This is a genomic window from Lamprocystis purpurea DSM 4197 (genome assembly GCF_000379525.1).
Lineage (GTDB): Bacteria > Pseudomonadota > Gammaproteobacteria > Chromatiales > Chromatiaceae > Thiodictyon > Thiodictyon purpureum.
Genome location: NZ_KB902494.1, coordinates 1 through 24,334, shown reverse-complemented (window position 1 = coordinate 24,334; position 24,334 = coordinate 1). Strand labels below are relative to the sequence as shown.

General features: G+C 64.3%; 23 protein-coding genes, 1 tRNA gene and 1 pseudogene. 17 read left to right on the top strand and 8 right to left on the bottom strand.

The annotated features are described in order from the left end of the window. Positions 1-84: 84 nt before the first annotated feature. The 6 genes from A39O_RS0113010 (at position 85) to A39O_RS0112985 (ending at position 7,919) form a co-directional block, all read left to right on the top strand. Positions 85-753 (top strand): response regulator, encoded by a 669-nt coding sequence (locus A39O_RS0113010; protein ID WP_020505100.1) that lies wholly within the window; start codon positions 85-87, stop codon positions 751-753. Next, a complete protein-coding gene (locus A39O_RS0113005) occupies positions 750-2,144 on the top strand; it encodes an ATP-binding protein (RefSeq protein ID WP_020505099.1) in 1,395 nt (464 codons plus the stop codon). Before A39O_RS0113010 ends, A39O_RS0113005 begins: the two co-directional genes overlap by 4 nt. 137 nt (positions 2,145-2,281) lie before the next feature. Then, positions 2,282-4,876 carry a PKD domain-containing protein gene (locus A39O_RS0113000; RefSeq protein WP_083924662.1) on the top strand — a complete coding sequence of 865 codons (2,595 nt, stop codon included), beginning with the start codon at positions 2,282-2,284 and terminating at the stop codon, positions 4,874-4,876. Between the two features lie 307 nt (positions 4,877-5,183). Further along, positions 5,184-6,050 (top strand): hypothetical protein, encoded by an 867-nt coding sequence (locus A39O_RS0112995; protein WP_020505097.1) that lies wholly within the window; start codon positions 5,184-5,186, stop codon positions 6,048-6,050. Between the two features lie 89 nt (positions 6,051-6,139). Further along, entirely contained in the window at positions 6,140-7,225 is a 1,086-nt protein-coding gene (gene metA, locus A39O_RS0112990; RefSeq protein ID WP_020505096.1) for a homoserine O-succinyltransferase MetA, read from the top strand. A gap of 331 nt (positions 7,226-7,556) precedes the next feature. Then, positions 7,557-7,919, top strand: a complete 363-nt coding sequence (locus A39O_RS0112985) for a hypothetical protein (RefSeq protein ID WP_020505095.1) — start codon at positions 7,557-7,559, stop codon at positions 7,917-7,919. Positions 7,920-7,936: 17 nt separating this feature from the next. On the opposite strand, the gene A39O_RS0112980 is transcribed toward A39O_RS0112985, so the two are convergent. Beyond that, complete coding sequence (locus A39O_RS0112980; RefSeq protein ID WP_020505094.1) at positions 7,937-8,350, bottom strand: SseB family protein; 414 nt, start codon at positions 8,348-8,350, stop codon at positions 7,937-7,939. Positions 8,351-8,746: 396 nt separating this feature from the next. Here A39O_RS0112980 and A39O_RS0112975 point away from each other — a divergent pair, with 396 nt between their 5' ends. The 7 genes from A39O_RS0112975 to A39O_RS0112945 all read left to right on the top strand — a co-directional run bounded on the left by A39O_RS0112975 (position 8,747) and on the right by A39O_RS0112945 (position 18,703). Beyond that, on the top strand, positions 8,747-9,607 hold the full coding sequence (locus A39O_RS0112975) for a hypothetical protein (protein WP_020505093.1): 861 nt from the start codon (positions 8,747-8,749) through the stop codon (positions 9,605-9,607). A 542-nt stretch (positions 9,608-10,149) separates the two neighbouring features. Further along, entirely contained in the window at positions 10,150-14,055 is a 3,906-nt protein-coding gene (gene purL, locus A39O_RS0112970; protein ID WP_026199378.1) for a phosphoribosylformylglycinamidine synthase, read from the top strand. Between the two features lie 112 nt (positions 14,056-14,167). Beyond that, positions 14,168-14,842, top strand: a complete 675-nt coding sequence (locus A39O_RS0112965; protein WP_020505091.1) for a response regulator — start codon at positions 14,168-14,170, stop codon at positions 14,840-14,842. Beyond that, the gene (uvrC, locus tag A39O_RS0112960; protein WP_020505090.1) at positions 14,829-16,691 is read left to right on the top strand and encodes an excinuclease ABC subunit UvrC; all 1,863 of its coding nucleotides are present in this window, start codon (positions 14,829-14,831) and stop codon (positions 16,689-16,691) included. Before A39O_RS0112965 ends, uvrC begins: the two co-directional genes overlap by 14 nt. A 12-nt stretch (positions 16,692-16,703) precedes the next feature. After that, complete coding sequence (gene pgsA / locus A39O_RS0112955; RefSeq protein WP_051088809.1) at positions 16,704-17,318, top strand: CDP-diacylglycerol--glycerol-3-phosphate 3-phosphatidyltransferase; 615 nt, start codon at positions 16,704-16,706, stop codon at positions 17,316-17,318. Between the two features lie 23 nt (positions 17,319-17,341). Next, a tRNA-Gly gene (locus A39O_RS0112950) sits at positions 17,342-17,416 on the top strand. Positions 17,417-17,578: 162 nt separating this feature from the next. Further along, positions 17,579-18,703, top strand: coding sequence for a baeRF11 domain-containing protein (locus tag A39O_RS0112945; RefSeq protein WP_020505088.1), 1,125 nt, complete (start codon positions 17,579-17,581; stop codon positions 18,701-18,703). Positions 18,704-19,082: 379 nt separating this feature from the next. Here the strand turns inward: A39O_RS0112945 and A39O_RS0112940 are convergent, their stop codons facing one another. Both A39O_RS0112940 and A39O_RS0112935 read right to left on the bottom strand, forming a co-directional pair. Then, positions 19,083-19,304, bottom strand: coding sequence for a PIN domain-containing protein (locus A39O_RS0112940; protein ID WP_020505087.1), 222 nt, complete (start codon positions 19,302-19,304; stop codon positions 19,083-19,085). Between the two features lie 8 nt (positions 19,305-19,312). Beyond that, the gene (locus tag A39O_RS0112935; RefSeq protein ID WP_020505086.1) at positions 19,313-19,606 is read right to left on the bottom strand and encodes a type II toxin-antitoxin system Phd/YefM family antitoxin; all 294 of its coding nucleotides are present in this window, start codon (positions 19,604-19,606) and stop codon (positions 19,313-19,315) included. Positions 19,607-19,760: 154 nt separating this feature from the next. Here A39O_RS0112935 and A39O_RS0112930 point away from each other — a divergent pair, with 154 nt between their 5' ends. Both A39O_RS0112930 and A39O_RS0112925 read left to right on the top strand, forming a co-directional pair. Then, entirely contained in the window at positions 19,761-20,108 is a 348-nt protein-coding gene (locus A39O_RS0112930) for an HVO_A0114 family putative DNA-binding protein (RefSeq protein WP_026199376.1), read from the top strand. A 291-nt stretch (positions 20,109-20,399) separates the two neighbouring features. Beyond that, positions 20,400-20,681 carry a hypothetical protein gene (locus A39O_RS0112925; protein WP_040527795.1) on the top strand — a complete coding sequence of 94 codons (282 nt, stop codon included), beginning with the start codon at positions 20,400-20,402 and terminating at the stop codon, positions 20,679-20,681. 83 nt (positions 20,682-20,764) lie between these two features. Here the strand turns inward: A39O_RS0112925 and A39O_RS33325 are convergent. The 4 genes and pseudogenes from A39O_RS33325 to A39O_RS40755 all read right to left on the bottom strand — a co-directional run. Beyond that, a pseudogene (locus A39O_RS33325) lies at positions 20,765-20,956 on the bottom strand (Txe/YoeB family addiction module toxin); the annotation flags it as partial. 56 nt (positions 20,957-21,012) lie between these two features. Beyond that, a complete protein-coding gene (locus A39O_RS0112915) occupies positions 21,013-21,270 on the bottom strand; it encodes a type II toxin-antitoxin system Phd/YefM family antitoxin (protein WP_020505082.1) in 258 nt (85 codons plus the stop codon). A 172-nt stretch (positions 21,271-21,442) separates the two neighbouring features. Then, positions 21,443-21,841 (bottom strand): helix-turn-helix domain-containing protein, encoded by a 399-nt coding sequence (locus A39O_RS0112910; RefSeq protein ID WP_020505081.1) that lies wholly within the window; start codon positions 21,839-21,841, stop codon positions 21,443-21,445. A gap of 175 nt (positions 21,842-22,016) precedes the next feature. Further along, on the bottom strand, positions 22,017-22,268 hold the full coding sequence (locus tag A39O_RS40755; RefSeq protein ID WP_157640052.1) for a hypothetical protein: 252 nt from the start codon (positions 22,266-22,268) through the stop codon (positions 22,017-22,019). A gap of 469 nt (positions 22,269-22,737) precedes the next feature. On the opposite strand from A39O_RS40755, the gene A39O_RS40750 reads away from it, so the two are divergent. Next, positions 22,738-23,178: a hypothetical protein gene (locus A39O_RS40750; protein ID WP_157640050.1), complete on the top strand. Its 441-nt coding sequence runs from the start codon at positions 22,738-22,740 to the stop codon at positions 23,176-23,178. An 87-nt stretch (positions 23,179-23,265) separates the two neighbouring features. Further along, positions 23,266-23,592 carry a hypothetical protein gene (locus A39O_RS40745; protein ID WP_157640048.1) on the top strand — a complete coding sequence of 109 codons (327 nt, stop codon included), beginning with the start codon at positions 23,266-23,268 and terminating at the stop codon, positions 23,590-23,592. Between the two features lie 488 nt (positions 23,593-24,080). On the opposite strand, the gene A39O_RS0112895 is transcribed toward A39O_RS40745, so the two are convergent. Next, on the bottom strand, positions 24,081-24,334 hold a 254-nt coding region (locus tag A39O_RS0112895), incomplete at its 5' end, for a transposase (protein WP_020505078.1).

Below are 24,334 nucleotides of genomic sequence, written 5' to 3'. Positions count from 1 at the left end.
GTTCCGTGGTTCGCGATGGGGTGGACGGTTACGCCTGACCGAACCGCGCATTGCCCATCTGGCGGGTGATTCCCTCCAACTGCAATGCGCGTCCTGATCGTCGAAGATGATCCGCTGTTGGGGGCGGGGCTGCGCACCGGGCTGGCCCAAGACGGCATTGCGGCCGATTGGGTGCGGGCCGCGGAGCCTGCCCTGCATGCTCTGAGTCTGGAGCACTTCGACCTGCTGATCCTGGACCTGGGTCTGCCCGGTCGCGACGGGCTCTCGCTGTTGCGTGAGATCCGACGCGCGGGCTCGGTCCTGCCCGTGCTGATCCTCACCGCCCGCGATGCTACCGCCGACAAGGTCTCCGGCCTGGATGCGGGGGCCGATGACTATCTGGTCAAGCCGTTCGATCTCGACGAACTGAGCGCGCGGTTGCGGGCGCTCGCTCGCCGTGGTCGTGGTCATCCCTCGCCGGTGATGCAGGTCGGGGACCTGGCCCTGGATACCTCTCAGCGCGCGGCGACCTTGGGTGGGCAGGCGCTGTCGCTTTCCCCGATGGAGTACACGCTGTTGGAAGCCCTGATCGCAAACCCCGACCGCGTGGTCACGCGCGCCCGACTTGAGGCCGCGGCCCGCGGCTGGCAGGGCGAAGTCGAGAGCAACTCGCTGGAAGTTCATATCCATCACCTGAGGCGCAAACTCGGCCGGGAGCGAATTCTCACGGTGCGCGGGGTTGGCTACCAACTGGTCTGCATCCCAGGGTCATGACGTCGATTCGCCGACGGCTGCTGCTTGCGCTGCTGGGCATCTGGGTCATGGTCTGGGTCGCGGTGGCCCTGATTTCGCTTGATCGATCGGGTCATGAGATCGCGGAACTCCTGGATGCCCAGTTGGCGCAGACGGCCCGGGTGCTGCATGAACTGACCCTGGTCGGCCCTTTGTCCGTCGCCGCTGCTGCCCCCCAAAAACTGTCACCCGTGGGTCATCCCTATGAGTTCAAGTTGAGTTTCCAGCGCTGGCAAGGGGATCGACTCATCGCCAGTTTTGGTGCCGCGCCATCGCAGCCCCTGGCGCCGACCACCGGGTTCTCGGATCAGTCCCTTGGTGGGGCTCAGTGGCGGGTTTTTGGTCTTCCCGGCGCCCTGCCCGGAGAGGTCGTGTTCGTCGCTCAGAATTATACGATCCGCCAGGAGATGATCCGGTTTCTGACGATCCACGCATTGCAGCCCATTCTGTGGTCGCTGCCCTTGACGGTGTTCCTTATCTGGTGGGCGGTGAGCGATGGCCTGCGCCCGTTGCAGCGGGTTGCCCGCGACATCGGACAGTGTTCCGCCGAGCGCCTGGCACCGATCGATGGGCAGAGTGTCCCGACGGAGATTCGACCGCTGACCGAGGCCCTGAACGGTTTGATGGAACGTCTCCATCAGACGCTGGCCACCGAGCGGCGCTTTGCCGCCGATGCCTCACACGAGTTGCGTACACCGTTTACTATCATCCGCACCTATGCCCAGATCGCTCAGCGCAGCACCGCACCGGATGAGCGCAGCGCGGCGCTCGAGCAACTGATCCAGGGCGTGGATCGCGCAACCCATCTGATCGCGCAACTCTTGACGCTGGCGCGCCTCCAGGACGACGAACATGACGTTCATCGCGTGAGTGGGCGCGGTTTCGCGTCGCTTGCCAAAGCCGCGGCTCGGGCTGTGACCGACCGACAGACCGCCGCAGGTGCGCGGACGATCGGCTTGACCGCCGTGTTGCCGGACGGCGATCCCTGTGTGGTACCGGTCCCGGCGACGGTACTGGAGGTGCTGGTCGGCAACCTGATAGAAAACGGGATCAAATACACGCCGCCCGGGGGCCGGGTTCGGGTTGCGGTCCTCCGGCAGCGCGAGCACCTGCTGTTGCGGGTGACTGACTCCGGTCCCGGTATCCCGGAAGGCGACCGGCAACGGGTCTTCGACCGCTTCTACCGGCCCGCCGGCCAGCCCGAGCCTGGCGCGGGGCTCGGGCTCGCCATCGTGCGGCGTATCTGTGACCGTTACGGTATCGAGATCGCCTTGGGCGAGGGCGAGGACGGGGCGGGGCTGCGCGTGGATCTGATCTTCCCCGCGGCTGCCGGAGTCAAACCACATGCTCCGTTGGGCTTAAGGATCTCTTAAGGCGCCTGGTGGTAGCGTTGGTGCGACAGCCGGCCTTGCCCGACACCGACCGCTGGTCTTGTTGGGCTCATCTTCAGGAGGACTTGTCCGGTGATCCACGGAGGTTCCAGCCCGCACCTGAATGAGAGGAGTCCCCCATGACGACCCCCAAACCGTCGCGCGTCCAGCGCACACCACGAACAGTACAGCAGCGATCCCGGTGGCGCCCATGGAGCCTGAGTCTCCTGATTGCGGCGCTGTGCCTGGCGGGGCTTGCTCCGGTCTGGATGCAGACCGCGGCCGCCGCCGTTCTCAGCATCAGCAGCGCGGCATGGAGTAACCAAAATACCTTGGTGCGGGTCATTGGGGTGGGCACGCCACGGACGCGAGTGACGCTGGTCAACGCCTACAACCCAGCCCAGATCTTGGGTAACGTCACCACCACCTCGACCGGCGCCTGGAACATCGCCGCCAGGCAACCAAGCCCCGTTCCGTGCCGGGTGCGTGTCATCCAGGCGGACGGGCAGACAGCCGAGCGCAATGTCAGCAGCGCACCGTCCACCTGTGCACCCAAGGCGCCGAGTAATATCGCTCCGACCGCCAATGCCAATGGCCCCTACAGCGGCACCACGGGCATCGCCGTGAGCTTCAGCAGCGCCGGCTCCAGCGATCCGGACGGCACCATCGCCGCTTACGCCTGGACCTTTGGTGACAACACCAGCAGCACCCAGGCCAATCCCAGCCATGTTTACTCGGCGGCCGGCACCTATACCGTTTCCCTCAGAGTCACGGACAACGGGGGCGGGACCTCGGCCGTGTCCACCACCACCGCGACCATCACGGCACCGGTTGCCTGCACCGCGCCGATCGCGGAGCATTGCAGCATCACGGCCTATACCGGACCCGCGGTGTGTGTCGCCTGCCATGAAGGCGAGGCGCGTGATATGCACGGCTCGGTTCACTACCAGCAGGGCGGCGCCTTCCCCAACGTCACCAATATTCCGACCAACTTCGCGGCGGCCGGCGAGCGGCCGGCCAAGGCGGCGGGCGACTTGGTGGCGACCGGCATGAATACCTACTGCGGCACCCACGAGAACTCCCCGCGCTTCACCTGCGCCGGTTGCCATGTGGGCAATGGGCGGTTCCCCATGGCGCAGTCGCTCTTTGAAGACTTGCCCGTCGGGTCCGCGCAGGCCAATGTCCAACTGGCGAACATCGACTGTCTCATGTGCCATCAGGAAGTCTATAAACGCTTCCCGGACTGGACCGCCGGTGGGCAGGGCTTCAGCAGCTTCAGTCTGCTCAATCTGACCGAGGACGCCGCGGGCAACCTGGTTCGCTCCGATGGCGACACCGTGGTACGCACCGGGTTCCAGGGTATCCCGAACGTTAGCCTGGCCGGCGATTTCCTGTTCAAACCGGCCGGCAGCGACACACTCCCCGCGGCGGTCCCCATGACTCCGATGCCGCTGACCACCCTGGCGGCGGCGCAAAACGTCCATGCCACTACCCGCCAGTCCTGCCTCAACTGCCATGCCGGGGCGGCCGGGGCCGATGGTGCCAAGCGCGGCGATCTGTCGAAGGAGAACATCAATCCAACGGTCACGGTGGACCTGCATATGAGCCCGGCGGGCGCCGACCTGACCTGTTCTGATTGTCACAACGCGACCGGCGCCAATGGTGAAAGCCACCGGGTCCGCGGGCGCGGTCTCGACCTGCGGGCCAACGACGTGCCCGAGCGCTTCACCTGCGAGACCGGCGGTTGTCACTCGAGCCGCCCCCATGGCGACTACAGTGCCACCAGCGGCTCCAGCAAAGACAAGCACGCCATGAAAGTTGCCTGCCAGACCTGTCACATCCCGTCCTACGCCAAGGCGGCGGTCGGTACCGAGATCGCCCGTGACTGGCAGGACCCGCATCCGTCCGATTCGGCCTGTAACGGGCGCGGCGGCTGGCTGCCCCGCGAGGATAAGGGCGGCCTGGGGAGCGCCGCGCTGATTCCCAGCTACACCTGGTTCGACGGCAAATCCGAAGTGGTGTACCTGGAGGAGTCGCTCACCGGCATTCCGACGGTGCCCCTGGACACGACGCTCGCGGCGAACTTTTATCGCGGCCTTGCTCCCGGGGCGCGTGCCTACGCCTTGGGAATGCCCAACGGGGACGTGGCGAGCAGTACAGCCAAGCTCTACCCGATGAAGAAGCACTGGGGCAAGCTGGCACGTAACGACAGCACCAATAGCTTCGTCGGACACTCCACCTTCGAGTTCTTCCGCACCGGCAGTTTCTGCCGCGCGGTCGCGGTGGGTCTGGGTTTGGATGAACCGAACGCGGCGACCAGCACGGTCTGCGGTGGTGTCCCCGGCGCGCTGGAAATGCCGCCCCGCACGACCACGGTTCCGGTGTTTACGTACCAGACCATCAACCACGGGGTCGAGCCCGAGGACAACGCGCTGGGCGGCGAGAACGCGGGCTGCGGTTCCTGCCATGCCGCGCTCACCGGCGGACCGGCGCGGATGGTCATGAAGGATCTGGGCTATGGTTTGCGCACCGCTCCGAGCGCTGTCATCGGCACCCGCGTGACCACACTCAACGGCAATTTGGATGCCATCTGTGGTCAGTGCCACAGCAACAAAACCGAGGGCCGCGCCTTCGCCTCGGTGCACAACCGTCACGTGCAGGACAAGAAGAAGGACTGCGCTGCCTGCCACAACTTCACGCGGCCGGAGCGTGCCTTGAGTCTGAGTCGGAACTAACTGTCCTGCCCTGCGTCTTACGGTGGTTTCCGATAATTTGGATACCGGTGTGTAGGTGCGACTTCAGTCGCACCTGCGTCCGAATCGGTGCGACTGAAGTCGCACCTACATCCGAGCCGATGGTTGGCGGTATCCGGTGTTCCGGAAATCACATAAGCCCCCGGTCAATCCGGGGGCTTTTTTTGAGCGGACAAGCGGGTCGCCCGATCCCTGGTCAGCCGAGGTCGCCCTGCATTACCATCCTGCTGCTTGAGCACCGCCGTGCCTTTGCGGTCAACGGCGCCATCCACCCACGCGAAGCAGCCCTATGAAGTTTACCGTCGAGGAATTCCGAGCCTGGCCTCATAAGTGTGTCACCCTGCTCGGCATGTCCGGGGTTGGCAAGACCTTTTTGTCCGCCCTGTTGCGGCGCAGTGACTGGTTCCATTATTCGGGGGACTACCGCATCGGCACCCGTTATCTGGACGAGCACATCCTTGACCTGATCAAGGCCCATGCCATGCGCGATCCCTTCCTGCGCGACCTGCTGCGCAGCGACTGGATCTTCATTCGTAACAATATCAAGGTGAACGATCTGGGCCCGGTCCTGAGTTTCGTCGGCAAGCTTGGTAACCCGGAACTCGGCGGCTTGCCGCTCGCCGAGTTCAACCGCCGTCAGGCGCTCTACCGCGAGGCGGAGATCGCCGCCATGTTCGACGTGCCGGATTTCATCCGCAAGGCGCAGGAGATCTACGGTTACGCCAACCTGGTCAACGACGTGGGCGGGAGCCTGTGCGAGCTGGACGAACCGCGGGTTATCTCGCTGCTCGCCAGGCACAGCCTGATCCTCTACATCCGGGTGCCCGAGGCGGATGAGATCAAGTTGATCAAACGTGCTCAGGCGGACCCCAAGCCGCTGTATTATCGGCCGGAGTTCTTGAGCGCCGCGCTTGCGGAGTACCTGCCGGCGCGAGCGCTCGAGTACGTGGCCGAGATCGATCCGGATGATTTCACCCGCTGGGTGTTCCCCCGCCTGTTCCATTCGCGGGTGCCGCGTTACGAGGCGATTGCGCGGCCCCATGGTTACACGGTCTCCTCGGAGGAAGTGGCCCTGATCCGCGACGAAGAGGATTTCCTGGAACTCCTGGAACGGGCCATCGCGCGCGCGGACAGCGTGCCGACGGACGCCGGCTGATCCAGCCGGGGCTGAGCATTCACGGACGCGGTCCGTCCCGGAATCACCGCCTCCAGACCTGAGTCGATCCCCTTCAGTGAGCCGCCGCCATGCCTATCGTTGCCCATAACGAACTTCCCACCTTCAGCCACCTGCGGGCTGCCGGTCACCAGATCCTGGACCCGGTGCGGGCCGCTCAGCAGGACATTCGGGAACTGCACATCGGCCTGCTGAACATGATGCCCGACGCCGCATTGGAGGCGACCGAGCGTCAGTTCTTCCGGCTCATCGGACACAGCAATCAGATCGCCCAGTTCTACGTGCACCCCTTCACCCTGGATGCCTTGGCGCGGGCGGAGACGGCGCGCGCCCATATCCAGCGTTACTACAGCACCTTTGAGCGGATCCGCTCCGAGGGGTTGGATGCGCTGATCATCACCGGCGCCAATGTAACCGGTCCCGATCTCTCTACCGAACCCTTCTGGGGGCCGCTGATCGAGGTCGTCGACTGGGCTTGGAATAACGTCAGTTCCACCCTGTGCTCCTGTCTCGCGACCCATGCGGTGCTTCAGTTTCGCTACGGTCAACGCCGGGAGCCGCTGGGCGAGAAACGGTGGGGGGTCTTTCCGCATCGGGTGGTCAATCGTGCCCACCCCTTGGTCGGCAACGTCAACACCTTGTTTGATGTTCCCCACTCGCGTTTCAATGAGATCAGCCGCGCCCAGTTCGACGCTGCCGGATTGCGGGTGCTGGTGGAGGGCGAGCGGGCCGGGGTCCATCTGGCGGTCAGCGCCGACGGCATTCGTCAGGTCCTCTTCCAGGGACACCCCGAGTACGACACCATCTCGCTGCTCAAAGAGTACAAACGCGAGGTCAACCGCTTCGCAGCCGGCGCGCGGCGCGACTATCCACCCTTCCCTGAGGGTTACTTCACCGTGCAGTCCCAGGCCATTCTCGATGAGCACGCGCAGCGCGTCCGCGCCGCCCTGGCCGCCGGCCGCGAACCGCCGCGCCTGCCCGAGGACCATATCGTCTTCCGTCTCGACAACACCTGGCACGATACCGCGGAGGGCGTGATCGGCAACTGGATGGGCTTGGTCTATCAGATCACCCACAGCGACCGGTGCTTACCCTTCATGGATCATGTGAACCCGGCCGATCCGCTGGGGTTGGGGTGGAATCGCGCACCGGCTTGAGGTCTTGATCATCCCTGACGCGGTGCCGTGACGGCAGCAGTTCCAAATTTGGGTGGCCGCCGCCAACAGCGTGTCGGCAGCGAGGCCAATGGTGGATGCGCTGCGCTTATCCACCCTACAGAACCGGCCCCGCCGTAGGGTGGATAAGGCGCGCCGCTCGGTGTCAGGGACCCGGCACGCCGGTCGAGCGCGCCGCATCCACCAAGGGGGCTGCGCGATGCTGCCCAAATTTGGAATTGCTGGCCGTGACGGCGTGGCGCCAGCTTAGGTCCCGAATTTGGGATAGACTGCCGACTGCCTCCATCTTATTTCCTCAGGAGGAATGCATCCCATGGGTTCTGTCGTCGAACTGTATGAAGCCCTGGCCAGTGCGCCGGACGAGCGCGCGCGGGCGCGGGTGATTGCCGCGGCCTTTGAACGTCTGGAGGAGCGTTATCCGCACCTGCCGGATCTCGTCACTAACCAGCAGTTGCGTGAGACCGAACTGCGGCTTCAGAAAGAGATCGAGCAAGTGCGCGCGGATCTCACGTTGCAGGTCGAGCGATTGCGCGGCGAGGTCAAAACCCAAATCGAGCAACTACGCGGCGAAGTGACGACCGCCATTGAGCGCAGTCGCAATAGCCTACTGATGTGGCTGATTCCGCTGATGTTTGCTCAGGTCGGCGTGATGGCCGCGCTGGTCAAATTGCTGTGAGTGATTGTTCGCTTCGCTCAGTTCGGCCGCCCCCTACCCGCGATCTGAGCCACGTCCTGGGCCTCGAAGTCGATGCCGACGGGGAGGCCTGGATTGAGGCTGATGGCATAGCCGATGCCAAGCTTTTCCAGTATCCAGGTGAAGTCCGCGACCAGACCGCCGCCGTAGCCCGGATAGTCCTTGACGAAGCCCTTGGCCCGCTCCGGGCTGGTGAAGAGGACCAGGATCTCGTTGCCGTCCTCCCCGGTGAGCTTGAGCGGTTGGGCGGCTTGCTGAGTCTGGAGTCCGCCGATCTGGTGTTTCTCATAAACGGGCATGAAGACCTCCGAACCCACCAGGGTCGCGATGAATTCCTCGGGCGGGATCTGGCCTTCCTGAGCGGCGATGAGTCGGCGTTCGAGTTCGTTCTGGGGGGTGAAGTCGTCTGGCATGGGGCGGTCCGGTGGGTGAGTGACCGGGCAATGCTTGGGGTTGGGGCGGCAAACTCAAGGTGAGGACTCGAACCCGGACTTCGGCCGTATTCGCCGTGCTGCCGGCCGCGCGGGCGCGACAGCCGCGGATCCGCGGCTTTCCTGTGACGCCGGTCGCAGTTCGAAGGAGTCATCCTTGAGGGACTGGGGGGAGTCGTCCAGACTCATAGGGTCGGGCGGTGCCAGGGTGTGCAGCGCCCGTGATAGACGCCTAAGCCCGCGAACAATCATAAGAATGGGTGCCCTCATGAATTCCGATCGGCGCGTTTTTCCCGCCCGCCGGGTGGTGTCCCGAAGTCGGTCGGAAGCCCCTCGTGCGCCCGCCGTCGCGGTGCCGGCAGCACCCGGGGCGCGGCCATGACCGTCTCTCTCGAACGGCCGCACCCACGCGAAGCGCGCGCCGCACCGCCCCCCGCCTTGCTCGCGCTGTACCAGATTCGTGACCAGGTCATCGCGCCGGAGCTGCGCCTCGCCATGCTCCGTGACCTGAAGGATGAGGTCGATGCGATCCAATCCGTTGGTCCCCGGTCCGGTTTCTGTGCCGGGCGGCCCCGTGACGCGGGTGGGTTCACCCCGTCGGCCGGGACCGCGAACCAGACCCCGGCCCTGACCCGGTCGCTCACCCCGGAACAGCGCGTGATCTGTTCCTGGTGCGGCAATCTTCAGCGCCTTCTGGTGGACCTGGGGCAGCCCCGTTATGCCGGCCAGGCGAGCTTCGGGGTCTATCGGGAGTGGGTGCTGCGGCAACTCCTCAAAGGGTTGGGGAATGCGGTGGAGTCTGCGGTCCGCACCGGGGAGTCGGCGCCGCCCGGAACCTGGAAGTCCCTGCACGATCTGTTCGTCTATCTCGACGGCCGGGACGAATTGGCCGGCACGGCCGCTTACGGGCGCGCGGGTTTCCATCCGGAGGTTGACTACAAGCGGTTGCTGCTGATGGGTGCCCTGGCTGAGTATGTCAGCGCCGCGCGGATTCTCGAGGCGATTGGTCCCAGGCTGCGTGAATGGGCGTTCGACTCCCAGGTGCGGCCCGATGTGCGCGTGGTGGGGGAGTCGGCGCTGCTGCGGCTCACGCTGAGCGAAGATGCCCCGCCGCGCCATGCGCGTCCAGGGGATGCGCAGCCGTACAACGGTTGGGTTCTGGAGCCGGCCCAAGCCTACACCGATTACCTGGCCGACTATGCGCTGCGTGCACGTCGCAAACCCGTCTTGATCTTCTGAAGCGGGGTTTGTTGGCCACACCAGGGTACCTCAGGGTACGTCAGTCCGATGCCCGGCCGCGCGCCAGCAATTCCAAATTTGGGCGGCATCGCGCGATCCCTGGTGGATGCGGCGCGCGCGACCGCCGTGCCTGGCCCCTGACACCGAGCGGCGCGCCTTATCCATCCTACAGCGGAGCCGGTTTTGTAGGGTGGATAAGCGCAGCGCATCCACCATCAGCCTCGCGGCCGGCACGCTGTTGGCGGCGGCCACCCAATTTAGGCGGCATCGCGCGATCCCTGGTGGATGCGGCGCGCGCGACCGCGGTGCCTGGCCCCTGACACCGAGCGGCGCGCCTTATCCACCCTACAGCGGAGCCGGTTTTGTAGGGTGGATAAGCGCAGCGCATCCACCATCAGCCTCGCGGCCGGCACGCTGTTGGCGGCGGCCACCCAAATTTGGAACTGCTGGCCGCGCGCCGCGGTGCATCGCGCGCCCGGCTGCTTCGGTTATCATCGCGACTCTGCCATCCTCTGGTCCCGCTCATCGATTGGGAGCCCACCATGCTCGTCCTGCGCGGAGCCCCTGCGCTCCCGGATTCTCGACTCAGTCAGCTCGCGGGGCGGATTGCCGCGGTGCTCGGCAGGCCCGTGACCTTGTATGCCGAGTTCGTGCACTTCGTCGATCTCGACCGGCCGCTGGATCCCGCGGAACTTGTGGTCCTGGAGCGCTTGCTGAGCTACGGCCCAAGTCTGCCGGGCCAGGCACCGGTCGGACAGTTGATCCTGGTGGTCCCCAGACCCGGAACCATTTCGCCCTGGTCGTCCAAGGCGACGGATATCGCGGCCAATTGCGGGCTCGCGGCAGTACGCCGGCTGGAGCGGGGGACCGCCTTCTACCTGGATTTGGATCAGCCGGCCATGGCCGCGGCGGACCGTGCGCGGGCGGCGGCCGTGCTGCACGATCGCATGACGCAGACCGTCATGGACGATCCGGCGGATGCGCAGCGCCTGTTCGAACACACGGTCCCGCGCCCACTCACGCGGGTAGGGCTGCGCGCCGGCGGACGTGCCGCCCTGGTGCGCGCCAACGGCGAACTCGGCCTGGCCCTCTCCGACGACGAGATCGACTATCTGACGGCGAGCTTTCTGGCGCTCGGGCGCGACCCGACCGATGTGGAGCTGATGATGTTCGCCCAGGCGAACTCGGAGCACTGTCGCCATAAGATCTTCAACGCGGACTGGACCATCGACGGATTGCCTCAGTCACACTCGCTGTTCCGGATGATCCGCCACACCACCGAGTCGGCGCCTGCCGGCGTGCTCTCCGCGTACCGCGACAATGCCGCGGTGATGGAGGGCTGGGACGGGCGGCGCTTCCTGCCGGACCCGCAGACCGGGGTCTACGGTGAGCACGAAGAACCCATCCATATCCTCATGAAGGTCGAGACCCACAACCACCCGACCGCGATCGCCCCGGACCCGGGGGCGGCCACCGGCTCGGGCGGTGAGATTCGCGATGAGGGTGCCACCGGGGTCGGCGCCCGGCCCAAGGCCGGTCTGTGCGGGTTTTCGGTCTCCAATCTGCGTATTCCGGGCTTCGAACAGCCCTGGGAGCAGGATCACGGGCGGCCCGAGCGAATCTGCTCGGCGTTGGAGATCATGCTGGACGGACCCATCGGAGCCGCCGCCTTCAACAACGAGTTCGGGCGGCCCAATCTGGCCGGCTATTTCCGGACCTATGAACAATCGGTGCCGGGGCCGGAGGGTGCTCCGGAGCCGCGCGGTTACCACAAACCGATCATGCTGGCGGGCGGTATCGGCAACATCCGCGCCGAGCACATCGCCAAGCGGCCGGTGCCGGCCGGCACACCCGTGGTGGTGCTCGGCGGACCGGCGATGCTGATCGGCCTGGGCGGCGGGGCAGCGTCCAGCATGAGCTCGGGCAGTTCGGCCGCGGATCTGGATTTCGCCTCGGTGCAGCGCGCCAACCCGGAGATGGAGCGCCGGTGTCAGGAGGTCATCGACCGCTGCTGGGCCCGCGGCGAGGCCAACCCCATCCTGTTCATCCACGACGTGGGCGCCGGGGGACTGTCCAACGCCTTGCCGGAGCTGGTGCACGACGCCGGGCGCGGCGGCCGCTTCGAGCTGCGCCTGGTGCCCAATGCCGAGCCGGGCATGACACCGATGCAGATTTGGAGCAACGAGGCCCAGGAGCGCTATTGCCTGGCCATCGCCGCCGAGCAGTTGGAGACCTTCAAGGCCATCTGCGAACGCGAGCGGTGTCCTTATGCGGTGGTCGGTGAGGCGTTGGCGAGCGACCATCTCAGTCTGACTGACGCGCATTTCGGCGATGCTCCCATCGACCTGCCCATGCAACTGCTGTTCGGCAAGCCGCCGCGGATGCATCGTCAGGTGGAACGGGTGACGCCGCCGCGCACGCCGCTCGCGCTGGCGGCCATCGCCCTGGACGAGGCGATCAGCCGGGTGCTCGCGCTGCCCGCGGTGGCGGACAAGACCTTCCTGATCACGATCGGGGATCGCAGCATCACCGGCCTGGTGGCGCGCGATCAGATGGTCGGGCCCTGGCAGGTGCCGGTCGCCGACTGCGCGGTCACTGCCAGCGATTATCGGGGGTTCACCGGCGAAGCCATGGCGCTGGGCGAGCGCGCGCCGCTGGCCTTGCTGGACGCCGCGGCGTCCGGGCGCATGGCGGTGGCGGAGGCCATCACCAACATCGTCGCGGCGCCCATCGCGCGGCTCGGCGATATCAAGCTGTCCGCCAACTGGATGGCCGCCGCCGGTCACCCGGGGGAGGACGCCCGACTCTACGAGACGGTGCGTGCCGTCGGCCTGGAACTCTGTCCGGCACTCGGGATCAGCATCCCGGTAGGCAAGGATTCCATGAGCATGAAGACGGTCTGGACAGGGCCTGATGGCGCGGCGCGCTCCATGACCGCGCCCCTGTCGCTGATCTGCTCGGCCTTCGCCCCGGTGACCGATGTGCGGGCCGTGCTGACGCCGCAGTTGCGCACCGATCAGGGTGACACGGACCTGATTCTCATCGATCTGGGTCAGGGGCGGAATCGGCTGGGCGGCTCTGCCTTGGCGCAGGTCTACGCGCAGCTTGGCGATCCCGTCGGCGATGGCGTACCGGATCTCGATGACCCGGACCTGTTGCGGCGTTTCTTCGATGCGATTGCGGAGTTGCGTGCCGAGGGTCTGATCCTCGCCTATCACGACCGCTCCGACGGTGGTCTCTTCGTCACCCTGTGCGAAATGGCCTTCGCCGGCCGCTGCGGGTTCGAGTTGGACCTGGCGCCGGTTGGGCCGGACGACCTGGCGGCCCTGTTCAGCGAGGAACTGGGAGCGGTGATCCAGGTCTGTCACGCCGATACCGATGAGGCCCTGCTGATCCTTTCCCAGCATGGTCTGGGGGACGACAGCCTGGTCATCGGCACCCTGGACGAGGGCGATGCGATTCGCGTCCACCGGCGTCAGACCGAGGTCTACCGCGCCACGCGGGCGAGCCTCCAGGCACGCTGGTCGCAAACCAGTCTGCGGCTGCAGGCGTTGCGCGACAATCCGGAGTGCGTCGCCGAGGCGCAGGCGCGGATTGCGGCCCCGGACCCGGGTCTCAACGCCATCCTGACCTTCGATCCGGAAGACGATATCGCGTTCACCTACCTGGAGCGTGGGGCACGGCCGCCGATTGCCATCCTGCGCGACCAGGGTGTCAACGGCCAACTGGAGATGGCGGCGGCCTTCCATGCCGCCGGTTTCGCGTGTGTGGACGTGCATCTGTCCGACATCATGGCCGGGCGGGTCGACCTGGCCGGTTTCCGCGGCCTGGCCGCCTGCGGCGGCTTCTCCTACGGCGATGTCCTTGGGGCCGGCGAGGGTTGGGCCAAGACCATCCTCTTCAGCGCGCGGGCACGGGATCAGTTCCAGGCATTTTTCGAGCGGTCCGACACCTTCGCCCTGGGCGTCTGCAACGGGTGTCAGATGCTCTCCAATCTCCACGAGCTGATCCCCGGAACCGGCCATTGGCCGCGGTTCGTGCGCAATCGCTCCGCGCAGTTCGAGGCGCGCACCCTGCTGGTCGAGGTGGCGGACTCCCGCTCGGTGTTATTGGCCGGCATGGCGGGTTCACGGATGCCTATCGCCGTCGCCCATGGGGAGGGCCGGGCGGAGTTTCGCGATGCCGCGCAGTTGGCGGCGGCCCGTGCCGGCGTGGTGATGCGTTATGTGGAGAATGACGGTGCGGTCGCCGCGACCTACCCGGCCAACCCGAACGGTTCACCCGAGGGGGTTGCCGGCCTCACCAGCACGGACGGCCGGGTGACGATTATGATGCCCCATCCGGAACGGGTCTTCCGCACGGTTCAGCACTCCTGGCGGCCGGACGACTGGGGCCCGGACGGGCCCTGGCTGCGGCTCTTCCGAAACGCGCGGGTCTGGGTTGATTGAGGTCGCGATATCTCCGGTGTTGATGGCTTTAGCCCTCAGCATCCCTTGTGTACCATAAGGGCGCCCGCAGGCCGATGTGCATTGCCGAAACCGTCCCCCGAGAGACCCGACCATGATCAAGGTACTCATCGTCGATGACCACGCACTGTTTCGTGCGGGGTTGCGGCTGATCCTCAAAGAGCAGGACCAGATCGAGGTGGTCGGCGAAGCCGAAAGCGGCGAGGAGGCGCTCAAGCAGGCGAAGCAACTGATGCCGGACATTTGTCTCATGGATCTGCAGATGCCGCACGGGATGGGCGGGATCGAGGCGACCCGCCGGATCTTGCGGCTACTGCCGAGCTGCCGGGTGATCGCCCTGACCGTGCTCGGTGATGACCCCTTTCCGAGCCAACTGCGCGAGGCCGGGGCCATGGGCTATCTCACCAAGGGCTGTCCGGCCGACGAGTTGGTGAAGGCGGTGCGGTTGGTGGCCGGCGGCCGTCCGTACATCGACTCCACGGTCGCGCAGGCGCGCATGTTGGCGGATTGGCAGGGCGGGACGGCCAGCCCTTTCACCGAGTTGTCCTCGCGGGAGTTTCAGGTCACCCTGATGATCCTGGACGGTCGCCGCACGCAGGACATCTCAGACACACTCTCGCTGAGTCCCAAGACGGTCAGCACCTATCGCCAGCGTATCTACGATAAGCTCGGTGTGCATACCGATGTCGACCTGACCCGGTTGGCCTTTCGCTATGGCCTGATCAGCGATCAGCCGGGCGGTGCCGCCACGGGTCATGGCGGCGGCTGACTTGGATGCGGTGCCGGAGCCGGTCGGCGCGCCCGTGGACCTGCGTGAACGGCTGGCGCAGATTCCCCAGAGCCCCGGTGTCTATCGGATGCTGGACGCGGCCGGCACCGTCCTCTATGTCGGCAAGGCCAAGAACCTCAAGCGCCGGGTCGGCAGCTATTTCAGCCGGGCGCTGAACCAGCGTCTGGTGGTCATGGTCGGTCAGATCGCGGACATCGAGGTCACCGTCACCCGCACCGAGGGCGAGGCCCTGCTCCTGGAGAGTAACCTCATCAAGTCGCTGAAGCCGCGCTTCAACGTCCTGTTGCGTGATGACAAGAGCTACCCCTACATTCACCTGAGCACCCAGGACCCCTTTCCGCGCCTCGCCTTTTACCGCGGCTCGCGCAAGGGGCCGGGGCGTTTCTTCGGACCCTATCCCAGCGCTTCGGCCGTGCGCGAGACCCTGCAACTCCTGCAGCGGCTGTTTCCCGTCCGCCAGTGTGAGGACAGCTTCTACCGCACCCGTTCGCGGCCCTGCCTGCAATACCAGATCAAGCGCTGCACCGGACCCTGTGTCGGATTGGTGAGCGAGGCGGTCTATGCGGAGGATGTCGCCTATACCATCAAGTTCCTGGACGGGCGCACCCAGGAAGTTATCGGCGAACTGGCCACCGCGATGGAACAGGCAGCCGCCGATCTGGCTTTCGAGCGGGCCGCGGTCCTGCGCGACCAGATCGCGACTCTGCAGCGGATTCAGGAGCGCCAGTATGTGAGCGGGGAGGGCGGCGACCTGGATATCATCGCCGCGGCCCAGGAGGGCGGCGTTCACTGTGTGCAGGTCTTCTTCATCCGCGGCGGACGCAATCTGGGCAACAAGGCGTTCTTTCCTCTGGCGCCGGAGGAGACCGATGAGGGCACGCTGATCGCCGGCTTCCTCACCCAGTTCTATGTAGACAAGCAGATCCCGGTCGAACTGGTCTGTTCGGCCGAGCCCGACGATCTGGATCTGCTGGAATCGGCCCTGGCCGAGCAGGCCGGGCACCGCGTCCAGATCAAGTCGCGGGTGCGGGCGGAGCGCGCCCGCTGGCTGGAGATGGCGCGGGGCAACGCGCAGGTGGCACTCAAGTCCCGGCTCGGCAGTCAGGCCGGCTATGCCCGGCGGCTCACCGCGCTGCGCGAGGCCCTGGACCTGCCGGAACTGCCGCGGCGCATGGAGTGTTTCGACATCAGCCACACCCTGGGGGAGCGCACCGTCGCCTCCTGCGTGGTGTTCGATGACGCCGGTCCGCGCACCTCCGACTACCGGCGGTTCAACATCGCGGGCATCGTTCCCGGTGACGACTATGGAGCCATGTCCCAGGTACTGACCCGGCGCTACACGCGGGTCAAGGAGGGTGAGTATCCGGTGCCGGATTTGGTGTTCATCGACGGCGGGCGGGGCCAACTGGGCGCGGCGGCGCAGGCTGTCGAGGAGCTGGGGCTGGGTGCCATCCTGCTGGTCGGTGTGTCGAAAGGACCGGACCGGCGTCCCGGTACCGAACAGCTTTGGTTGTTGGGGCAGGGGACGCCCGTTATACTCCCGGCAGATTCACCGGCCATGCACCTGGTGCAGCAGATTCGCGACGAGGCCCACCGGTTTGCGATCACCGGCCACCGCCAACAGCGGGCCAAGGTCCGGACCGCCTCGGTTCTGGAGGAGATCGCCGGGGTTGGCCCCAAGCGTCGGCAACAACTGCTCCGGGCCTTCGGGGGTCTGCGCGGCCTGGCGCGAGCGGGGGTCGAGGACATCGCGCGGGTCGCGGGCATCAGCCGCGAACTGGCGGCGCGCATCCATGACGCCTTTCACCTGGACACTCCCGGACCCTGAGTGCGACTGCGAATGTGGAATACTCCTAACCTGTTGACCTTGCTTCGGATCGTCCTGATCCCGGTGTTCGTCGCCGTGTTTTATATCAATGCGCCCTGGGCGCCCTACGCGGCGACCATGACTTTCGGCGCGGCGGCCCTCACCGACTGGCTTGACGGCTACCTGGCGCGGCGCCTGGGTCAGACCTCGCCGCTCGGAGCCTTTCTTGATCCGGTCGCCGATAAGTTGATGGTCGCGGTGGCCTTGGTGCTGCTGGTCCAGGCGGACCCGCGGGCACTGCTCGCCTTGCCCGCTATCGTCATCATCGGCCGCGAGATCACCGTCTCGGCCCTGCGCGAGTGGATGGCCGAAATCGGTGCCCGCGCCAAGGTCGCGGTCTCGGCCGTCGGCAAGTTCAAGACCATTGCCCAGATGGTCTCCATCTGCCTGCTGTTGCTGCATGACTCCATCGTCGGTTCGCTGGCCTACGGCCTCGGGCTGGTCCTGCTTTATGTCGCGGCGGTGCTGACCCTCTGGTCCATGGTCCTTTACCTGCGTGCCGCCTGGCCCAGTCTGTCCGGGCAGGTCACCCCCCGCCCCGAGGAGAAAGAAAAAAATCGCGCATCGGGCTTGACAGGCTCAAGTTAACTCGTAAAATAACGGGCTCTAAAGCGGGAATAGCTCAGTGGTAGAGCACAACCTTGCCAAGGTTGGGGTCGCGAGTTCGAGTCTCGTTTCCCGCTCCAAATAAAAAAAACGGCGGCCTCTGGGCCGCCGTTTTTTTTTCTGTCCGGCGCGCCTTGAAGGCGGACGAAAATCCTTCGCGATTTGGTATAGTATTTTTCCGGCAGTCGTCTGAGGCGAGAAGCCATTTCGCAGAACGCAGCCAGAACCCGCTCGGAGGTCTCATGCTTTATCTCGATATCCCAACCGCGAATGACTATGCCGATCTCGCCGCCTGGCGTGGGGACATCGGAGTCTCCCTGTTCCTGCCGACCACGCCGGTGACCCTGGACACCGACGCGGACCGCATCCAGTTGAAGAATCTGGCGAAGGAGGCGATCAGCCAACTGGAGGCCGCGGGCGCGGATAAGCGCCGGGTTGGCCCGCTGGCCGAGGAGCTGGACGATCTGGTCGACGACGACGACTTCTGGCGCTACCAGGCCAAGGGTCTGGTCATCTTCGCCACTCCGGACAACCTGCGCACCTATCGGGTGCCGAATACCCTCGAGCCGATGGTCAAGGTGTCCGACCGCTTTCACCTCAAGCCGCTGCTGCGCTCGACGAGCTTCTGCAATGCCGGCTATGTGCTTGCTCTGGCGGACGGCAGCGTGCGGTTGGTCGAGGTGTCCGGCGATCTGCCGGCGGTCGCGGTTCCCGTGTCCGGAATGCCGACCGACGCCGCGTCCTCGGTAGGGAAAGCCAGCATCGCCACCCGCTCCTATAGCGGTCGCATCGGCGGCAGCGAGGGCAAGAAGGTGCGCCTGCGCCAGTACGCGCGCCAGGTGGATGCCGCCCTGCGCGGGCTGCTGGCCGGCAGCGGCCTCCCGTTGGTGCTGGCCGCGGTGGAGGGTTTGGGTGCCATCTACCGCTCGGTCAACACCTATCCGCACCTGGTCGCGCAGGGTATCGAGGGGAACCCCGAACGGCTCAGCGACGCTGAGCTCGCGACTGCCGCCCGCGAAGTGTTCGACGCGCTCCACCAGTCGCAGATCGCCGACTGGCAGGACCTGTATCGTGCCCGCCTCAACGAGGACCGGGCGACCTCCGACCTGGTGCGAGCCGCGCGGGCAGCCACCTACGGTGCGGTGGGGAGCTTGCTCGTCGACATGGATCAGGCAGTCCACGGAACCGTCGACGAGACCGATGGCCGTGTCGTCTTTGCCGAGTCGGCGGGTGCCGACAGCTATGGCGTCGCCGACGAAGTCGCGCGGCGTGTGCTCGGCTCCGGCGGCCAGGTCCTGGCCGTGCGCGCCGCCGACATGCCGGAGCCCGGCCAGCCGGTCGCCGCCATCCTGCGCTGGGCGCTCTAAGCCGTCAGGGAGCGCCTTCGGCGTCCCGGTCGTTGTCGTTGTCGTTGTCGTAATCGTAATTCGGTGACGATCCCCGCGAGGGGCCTTGATCATCAGTTCGCCTATGTTTCTGGGAGCGCGGGCCCACTGGCCCGCACGCGGGCGAGACGCCCGCGCTCCCGTGCGTGGTGATCGAAGTGGGACAACCGCGCGCGGCGACCCCGTGGGAGCGGCCTCCGGCCGCGATGGGACCTCGCAAACTGCGCCAGGGTCGCCGGTGACCGCGGCCTCGCATCGCGGCCGGAGGCCGCTCCCACGGCGGACTTTCTACTTCGGGGGTGGCTGATGCGCTTTTCCATGGCCGTTAGCCGGTCAATCCTTGCTCGGTCTCGGAGCGGTATCAGGCTTCCCATGGATTGAAGAACGCCACCCCCGCCGCGGCGAATTCGCCGGTGTTTCGCGTCACGACAGTCAGCCCGTGCTGGGCCGCCGTGGCGGCGATGAGGATATCCGGGTGGCTGAAGGGTTGGCCGCGTTTGCGTCCGACCTCGATCATCAGGCGCCATTGCCGGAGGATGTCCTCCGTGACCGGTAGTGCCCGCCGGTCGAACAGCGGCCGCATCCGCTGGGTCAGCCAGTGGTGCAGCTCGGCGCGCCGTTCCGCGGATGCTCGAATTCGACCTCCGCAAGGGGCGATTCCGCGAGCAGCTTCACCAGTTCATGCCCCGAGCGGTGGCCCGTGAGACGGTCGTACTCCTGGGCCGAGACGACCACGGCGCGCTCCTCGCCGTTGACTGTCACATGCTGAGGTTCCTGCTCCACGGCCCGGCGAACCACATCTCTGAACCGGGCCTTGGCATCCTGAAGTTGCCAATAGCTCGAATTGCCCCGGCGGGAGGGTCCGTCTGCGCCAGTGCTGTTCATCGCTTCACCTGTTGTCTAGTCAGTCTGACTAGAATTTAGCGCCTGGTGCGACACCGGTCAACAGTACTCCAGCAGACGCAAGAACTGACCTACGTGTTCGAGTCGCCGGACAAGCTGGTTCAAGACTTTCTGCGTGAAGCAAGGAAAATCCATCGTGAAGACCGTGATTCTTGATGTCCGCGATCCCGAAGAAGCGATGCAGGACTTCGTTGATGTGTGGAAGACCGGCAAGGCGAAGGAGGAGGCCCGCATTTCCTTTGCAACGCCGGAGCTATTGTGGAAGGTCCTCACCGCGAAACGATGGGAGTTACTGAAAGCGCTGTGCGGTGCGGGGCCGGTCACAGTCCGCGAGGCGGCGAAGCGGGTGAACCGCGATATCAAGGCCGTTCACAGTGATCTCACCGCGCTGCGCAAGGCCGGAGTGATCGATCGTACCGCGTCGGGACAGGTCGAGTTCCCATACGAAGCCGTCAAAGTTGAGTTCATGCTCAAGGCGGCGTGAGCGACAGCGTGACGCCTAAGGTGATTTCCGAAGAACTCGGGGCCGGTCACAGTCCGCGAGGCTGCGAAGAAGCGGGGCAGGGGCTTCGATCATCGTTCCGGCCGGGCGCGTCGGTCCGCACAGCGGACCCCACGGTTAGACCGCGATCCGTAGGGTCCGCTCCGCGGACCATCGGCCTCGCTGCAGCGCTACGCGCCGAGACTACTATGCGCCGTTTCTCGCTCGCGCCTTGATGGTCGCCATATCAAGTGGTACCGTGTCTAAAGACGAACAACCCGAAACGAGGCGACCATGGTTGCAACCTCAACCCGATCGGCCGTTAAGGTGATCGGCGCGAAGGGCCAGATCTTGCTCGGCAAGAAATACGCAGGCCGCCAAGTGCTCGTCGAAGAACAGGAACCCGGCGTATGGCTGGTGCGCACCGTCACGGTCCTACCGGACAACGAGCGCTGGCTGCACGAGTCCAAAGCCGCCGCCGACCTGGAGCGCGCCCTGGCCTGGGCGACCGCCAATCCCCCCGATGATGCAAATACCGAGCAACTGTTGGAGAAATTGGCCGATGGGCAGGGATAAGGCGGATGCCTGCGTTATAACAAAATGATTTACATCGGGCATCTGCTTAGGTCGGTGCCATTAGAGCCTGGCTCCCATTCCCCTTAATACTGATACCGGCGCTGGACGATCACCAATTCGTCATCCATGAACGTGTAAAGCAGCCGGTGCTCGTCATTGATGCGGCGTGACGAGAGTCCGGAGAACTCGTGCTTCAGTGCCTCGGGTTTGCCGATTCCAGCGGCGGGATCGCGCTCGATGTCTCGAATCAAGGTATTGATGCGTTTAAGGATCTTGCGGTCGGTCTGCTACCAATAGAGATCGTCGGACCAGGCGCGCTCACGAAAGCAGATCATTGCTCGATCAGATCATGGTGGACCAAACCGCGCCGCTCGCCAAGCTCGGCGAGTGCTTGCCGCAGGTCTGCGGCATTTGCCGGGGAACGCAGCAAATAGGCAGTCTCTTGCCAGGCATCGAAGTCTTCCTGAGAGATCAAGACTGCATTCTTGCCGTTTGCCCGCGTGATGACGACCGGCTGGTGGTCGTCTATCACTCGGTCCATGGTCTCGCCGAAGTGTTTACGTGCTTCGGTGTAGGTGATTGCAGCCATGGCAATATCCGGAAGGTTGGGTTGGAGCGAGTTTAGCAACTGCCGGGGCCTGCCGCGTGGATCGACTGAACCCGGTAGCGGTCTTGATCATCAATCCGGCCACCCCCGTACCGGACGGACCGGCGCAGCCGACCGGGCGTAGGAGCGGTGGGCATGGCAGCCGCTAAGTGTTTCAGGTGGGTTGCGAGTGCTGCAAGGCGCGGCACACCCCGTCAGGATCATGGGCAATCACGGTCAAGTAAGCGCGTGTCGGTTGATCCGGCTCCGTGCGGCCTTGTTCCCAATCGCACAGCATCCCAAGCGGCACATGGTAACGTTCCGCAAACTCTTCTTGTGTGAGTCCCAAGGCGCGGCGCAGCGTCTTGATTCGGGGAATACGCCGGGCCTTTCTTAGTTCGTCCGCGGTCATGGGGCGCGCATCGGGATCGGCTGCCGCCGCGGCCTCAATCTCTGCCTCTGTCATGGGGCGCATCGGTTGTTCCGGAAACGCGCGTTCACTTCCGTCCGCAAGCACTTCGACAACCGTGCCGTCAGAACGCATTTTCGCTGTATCAAAAAGATCGTCCTGCATGATGGTGCCGGTTACCAGTTGTCATTTGTTTGTCTCAGCGTTTTCATTGATGCTGGAATCCGTGGCCGTCTTTTCCCGTCCGGGGCGTACTGTGACTTCATCCCAGACTGGCGGCGGGCGCCTCAACTTACAAGGGTCCGACCGCTTCCCGTGCGCTCTACGCAACATCCGTGTCTCAACCTTCGTTGTCAATCCCTGGGAACAGAACATACAAGAGTCCGCTGTGCGGACCAGCCGCCTCGTTGTCGGCGAGGTGGCCGGAATGATGATCAAGGCCGGCGGGCTTGGGGACACGCGGTCGTCGGTGCCGCACGGGTGGAAGCTGGGAGACACGGGCGAGCACCAACTCGAACAGCAGCGGGTGGCTACGACCGAAAAAGCGTTCGGCGGCGGTCGGGAATTCCAATTCTGGGGACAGTTTACTCAACTCGGTCCCTGTGCCAGTCGGAGAGATATGTAAACTGTCCCCGGAACTCGGAACTCGCAGTGACACGGGACGCCCAGCCTTCAGGAACCCTTCAACGCGACGGACATACCAAGGGCGCATCCGCTCCGGATGCAGGGTCGGATGGCAAGCGCCCGGCGGAGGTTTGCCTGGAATCTAGCGTTTTACATCAGGTATTTGCGGAAACTATGATCCAGATCACAAAACGCCCCTTGCAAGACAGCAGCGAGACGCAGAAAGTACACATCGAAGGGCGATGGGCTGTGCGTGGACCGGCAGCCGATGTGCAACACCGAGCTCCTGGGCGGCCTCGGCAGGGCGCGGGTGGGGCACTTGCGGTGAGGCGATGTGCCTGGGCGGTCGGCGGGATTCAGCCTAGAACCCTAGTGGCCCGTGGCGGGCTTGCACGTCGCTGGCCCGTGCCAACCTAGAACACGTTAGGGGCTCACATATGGATCGTTATGAAGAAGCGGTAATGCACTACCTGACTGCCAACAGAGCAACCTTTGTCGTGCACCAGTGCTCCATTGTTGACGATAATGGGGGTGAGTTTGCTTGTCCAGATTTCGTTGCTATTCGTCCATTAGATCAGTTGGTTTGCGTCGTCGAGGTTTCCACGGCATGGGATCTGGCCGCTCTTGTGCCACGCATCAACAATCGCCAAGTGCAGTGGTGGAATTTTCTAATTCCTCATTTGCAGCAGCAACATGTGATTGCGCATGACTGGCAAAAACGCGTAGCAGTATTTGTTCGCCAAAACCGAGTTGCGTGGCTCCAAGACGCTATTGAAAATCCACCAGATGTATCTGTAATCCCATTGGAGCCAGTCTTGGCGGCATGGAATTGGCCTGAGGCTGTTTGGACGCCCGAGTTTAACCCATGCGCCCCCTAACCTTCGGCCAAAGAGCGAGCGCGCGCCATCGGGGTTCGTAGTAACTGGCAGGCATCGTGCATTAGGCGCAACAACTGAGAGACAGTCATGAAGGTTTACAGAGGCCCCAGCACAAAGCCGTTTCATGATGACACTCATGAGCATGTTTCAACGGTATCTGCCGAAGAATTGGAGAAATCTCTCGCAGAAGGGTCTGTGATAAGTTTTAACATCACTAAAGAAGTCAACGAACGACAAGCGATTTGCACAACATATTTTGAAAGTCAAGATGTCATACCCATGATCAATGGTATTATCTCGCGGCTCTTGAGGCAGCAAGAGGCACTGTCCGAGATCAAGAAAATTGCGAAGAAGAAAAAGCTCGATGCTGCCGGAAAGATCGAAGCCATCCAAGCGATTATCGACGAACTGTGAGCGAACTCCGGGACAGTTTACTTAATTCGATCCGCCATGAAGAAGAAAAGCCTAACCTTCGGCTCAAAAACGAGCGCGCGCCGCTTTTAGCCTGCACGTTAGGCCTGAGAATCCGCAATGGTATTCAAGACATTCGAGCGTATTGCCTTCGCGATTCTGCTATCGGCAATGTTGGCGACATTTGTAGCTACTTTCTATTTTCTCGGTATTGGAGCAGCCACAGCGGGGAAATGGTTTGCGTCCACCGGCTTGTTGGCAACTGCGGCGGGAGNTTTTCAGCTAGAGGTAAGCGGCCTCTTCCAAAAGATCATGGACTTCTACGCAGATGAAGAAAGGTTGCCCTACGGGCCGCCGTCGCACATCACACGCCAACTATGTGACGATGCGGACCATCCGGTCAGATCACGGATTCGTGATGCACTATTTTTCAATGTGTCAACGGGATTTTGGCTCAGGCTCAATATAGGTTCCGGACTGTCCCCGAGTTGTTATGACACGAGCAATGCCAACAGCGGAGTCAGCAACCCTTTTCCGCGAATCCGTGTATTGTGGACGAACTGAAAGAAGCCCAAGTAGAGCGGTAATTTCTCCTGCGAGATCCCGCGATGGGGTCGCAGCCAGGAACGCAGCAATGACCAGAAGCCTTCCATCGTGTTGACATGGATCTCATGGAAGCCGTCACCGTCCTCGTCACGGGCATACTCCCCGCGGCTGTGGCAGACGGTTTTGTGTTCGTATCCCC

Coding starts and splice junctions, on each gene's coding strand:
- A39O_RS0113010 (WP_020505100.1), top strand. CDS start 85: ATGCGCGTCCTGATCGTCGAAGATGATCCGCTGTTGGGGGCGGGGCTG.
- A39O_RS0113005 (WP_020505099.1), top strand. CDS start 750: ATGACGTCGATTCGCCGACGGCTGCTGCTTGCGCTGCTGGGCATCTGG.
- A39O_RS0113000 (WP_083924662.1), top strand. CDS start 2,282: ATGACGACCCCCAAACCGTCGCGCGTCCAGCGCACACCACGAACAGTA.
- A39O_RS0112995 (WP_020505097.1), top strand. CDS start 5,184: ATGAAGTTTACCGTCGAGGAATTCCGAGCCTGGCCTCATAAGTGTGTC.
- metA (WP_020505096.1), top strand. CDS start 6,140: ATGCCTATCGTTGCCCATAACGAACTTCCCACCTTCAGCCACCTGCGG.
- A39O_RS0112985 (WP_020505095.1), top strand. CDS start 7,557: ATGGGTTCTGTCGTCGAACTGTATGAAGCCCTGGCCAGTGCGCCGGAC.
- A39O_RS0112980 (WP_020505094.1), bottom strand. CDS start 8,350: ATGCCAGACGACTTCACCCCCCAGAACGAACTCGAACGCCGACTCATC.
- A39O_RS0112975 (WP_020505093.1), top strand. CDS start 8,747: ATGACCGTCTCTCTCGAACGGCCGCACCCACGCGAAGCGCGCGCCGCA.
- purL (WP_026199378.1), top strand. CDS start 10,150: ATGCTCGTCCTGCGCGGAGCCCCTGCGCTCCCGGATTCTCGACTCAGT.
- A39O_RS0112965 (WP_020505091.1), top strand. CDS start 14,168: ATGATCAAGGTACTCATCGTCGATGACCACGCACTGTTTCGTGCGGGG.
- uvrC (WP_020505090.1), top strand. CDS start 14,829: ATGGCGGCGGCTGACTTGGATGCGGTGCCGGAGCCGGTCGGCGCGCCC.
- pgsA (WP_051088809.1), top strand. CDS start 16,704: ATGTGGAATACTCCTAACCTGTTGACCTTGCTTCGGATCGTCCTGATC.
- A39O_RS0112945 (WP_020505088.1), top strand. CDS start 17,579: ATGCTTTATCTCGATATCCCAACCGCGAATGACTATGCCGATCTCGCC.
- A39O_RS0112940 (WP_020505087.1), bottom strand. CDS start 19,304: ATGCGGCCGCTGTTCGACCGGCGGGCACTACCGGTCACGGAGGACATC.
- A39O_RS0112935 (WP_020505086.1), bottom strand. CDS start 19,606: ATGAACAGCACTGGCGCAGACGGACCCTCCCGCCGGGGCAATTCGAGC.
- A39O_RS0112925 (WP_040527795.1), top strand. CDS start 20,400: ATGGTTGCAACCTCAACCCGATCGGCCGTTAAGGTGATCGGCGCGAAG.
- A39O_RS0112915 (WP_020505082.1), bottom strand. CDS start 21,270: ATGGCTGCAATCACCTACACCGAAGCACGTAAACACTTCGGCGAGACC.
- A39O_RS0112910 (WP_020505081.1), bottom strand. CDS start 21,841: ATGCAGGACGATCTTTTTGATACAGCGAAAATGCGTTCTGACGGCACG.
- A39O_RS40750 (WP_157640050.1), top strand. CDS start 22,738: ATGGATCGTTATGAAGAAGCGGTAATGCACTACCTGACTGCCAACAGA.
- A39O_RS40745 (WP_157640048.1), top strand. CDS start 23,266: ATGAAGGTTTACAGAGGCCCCAGCACAAAGCCGTTTCATGATGACACT.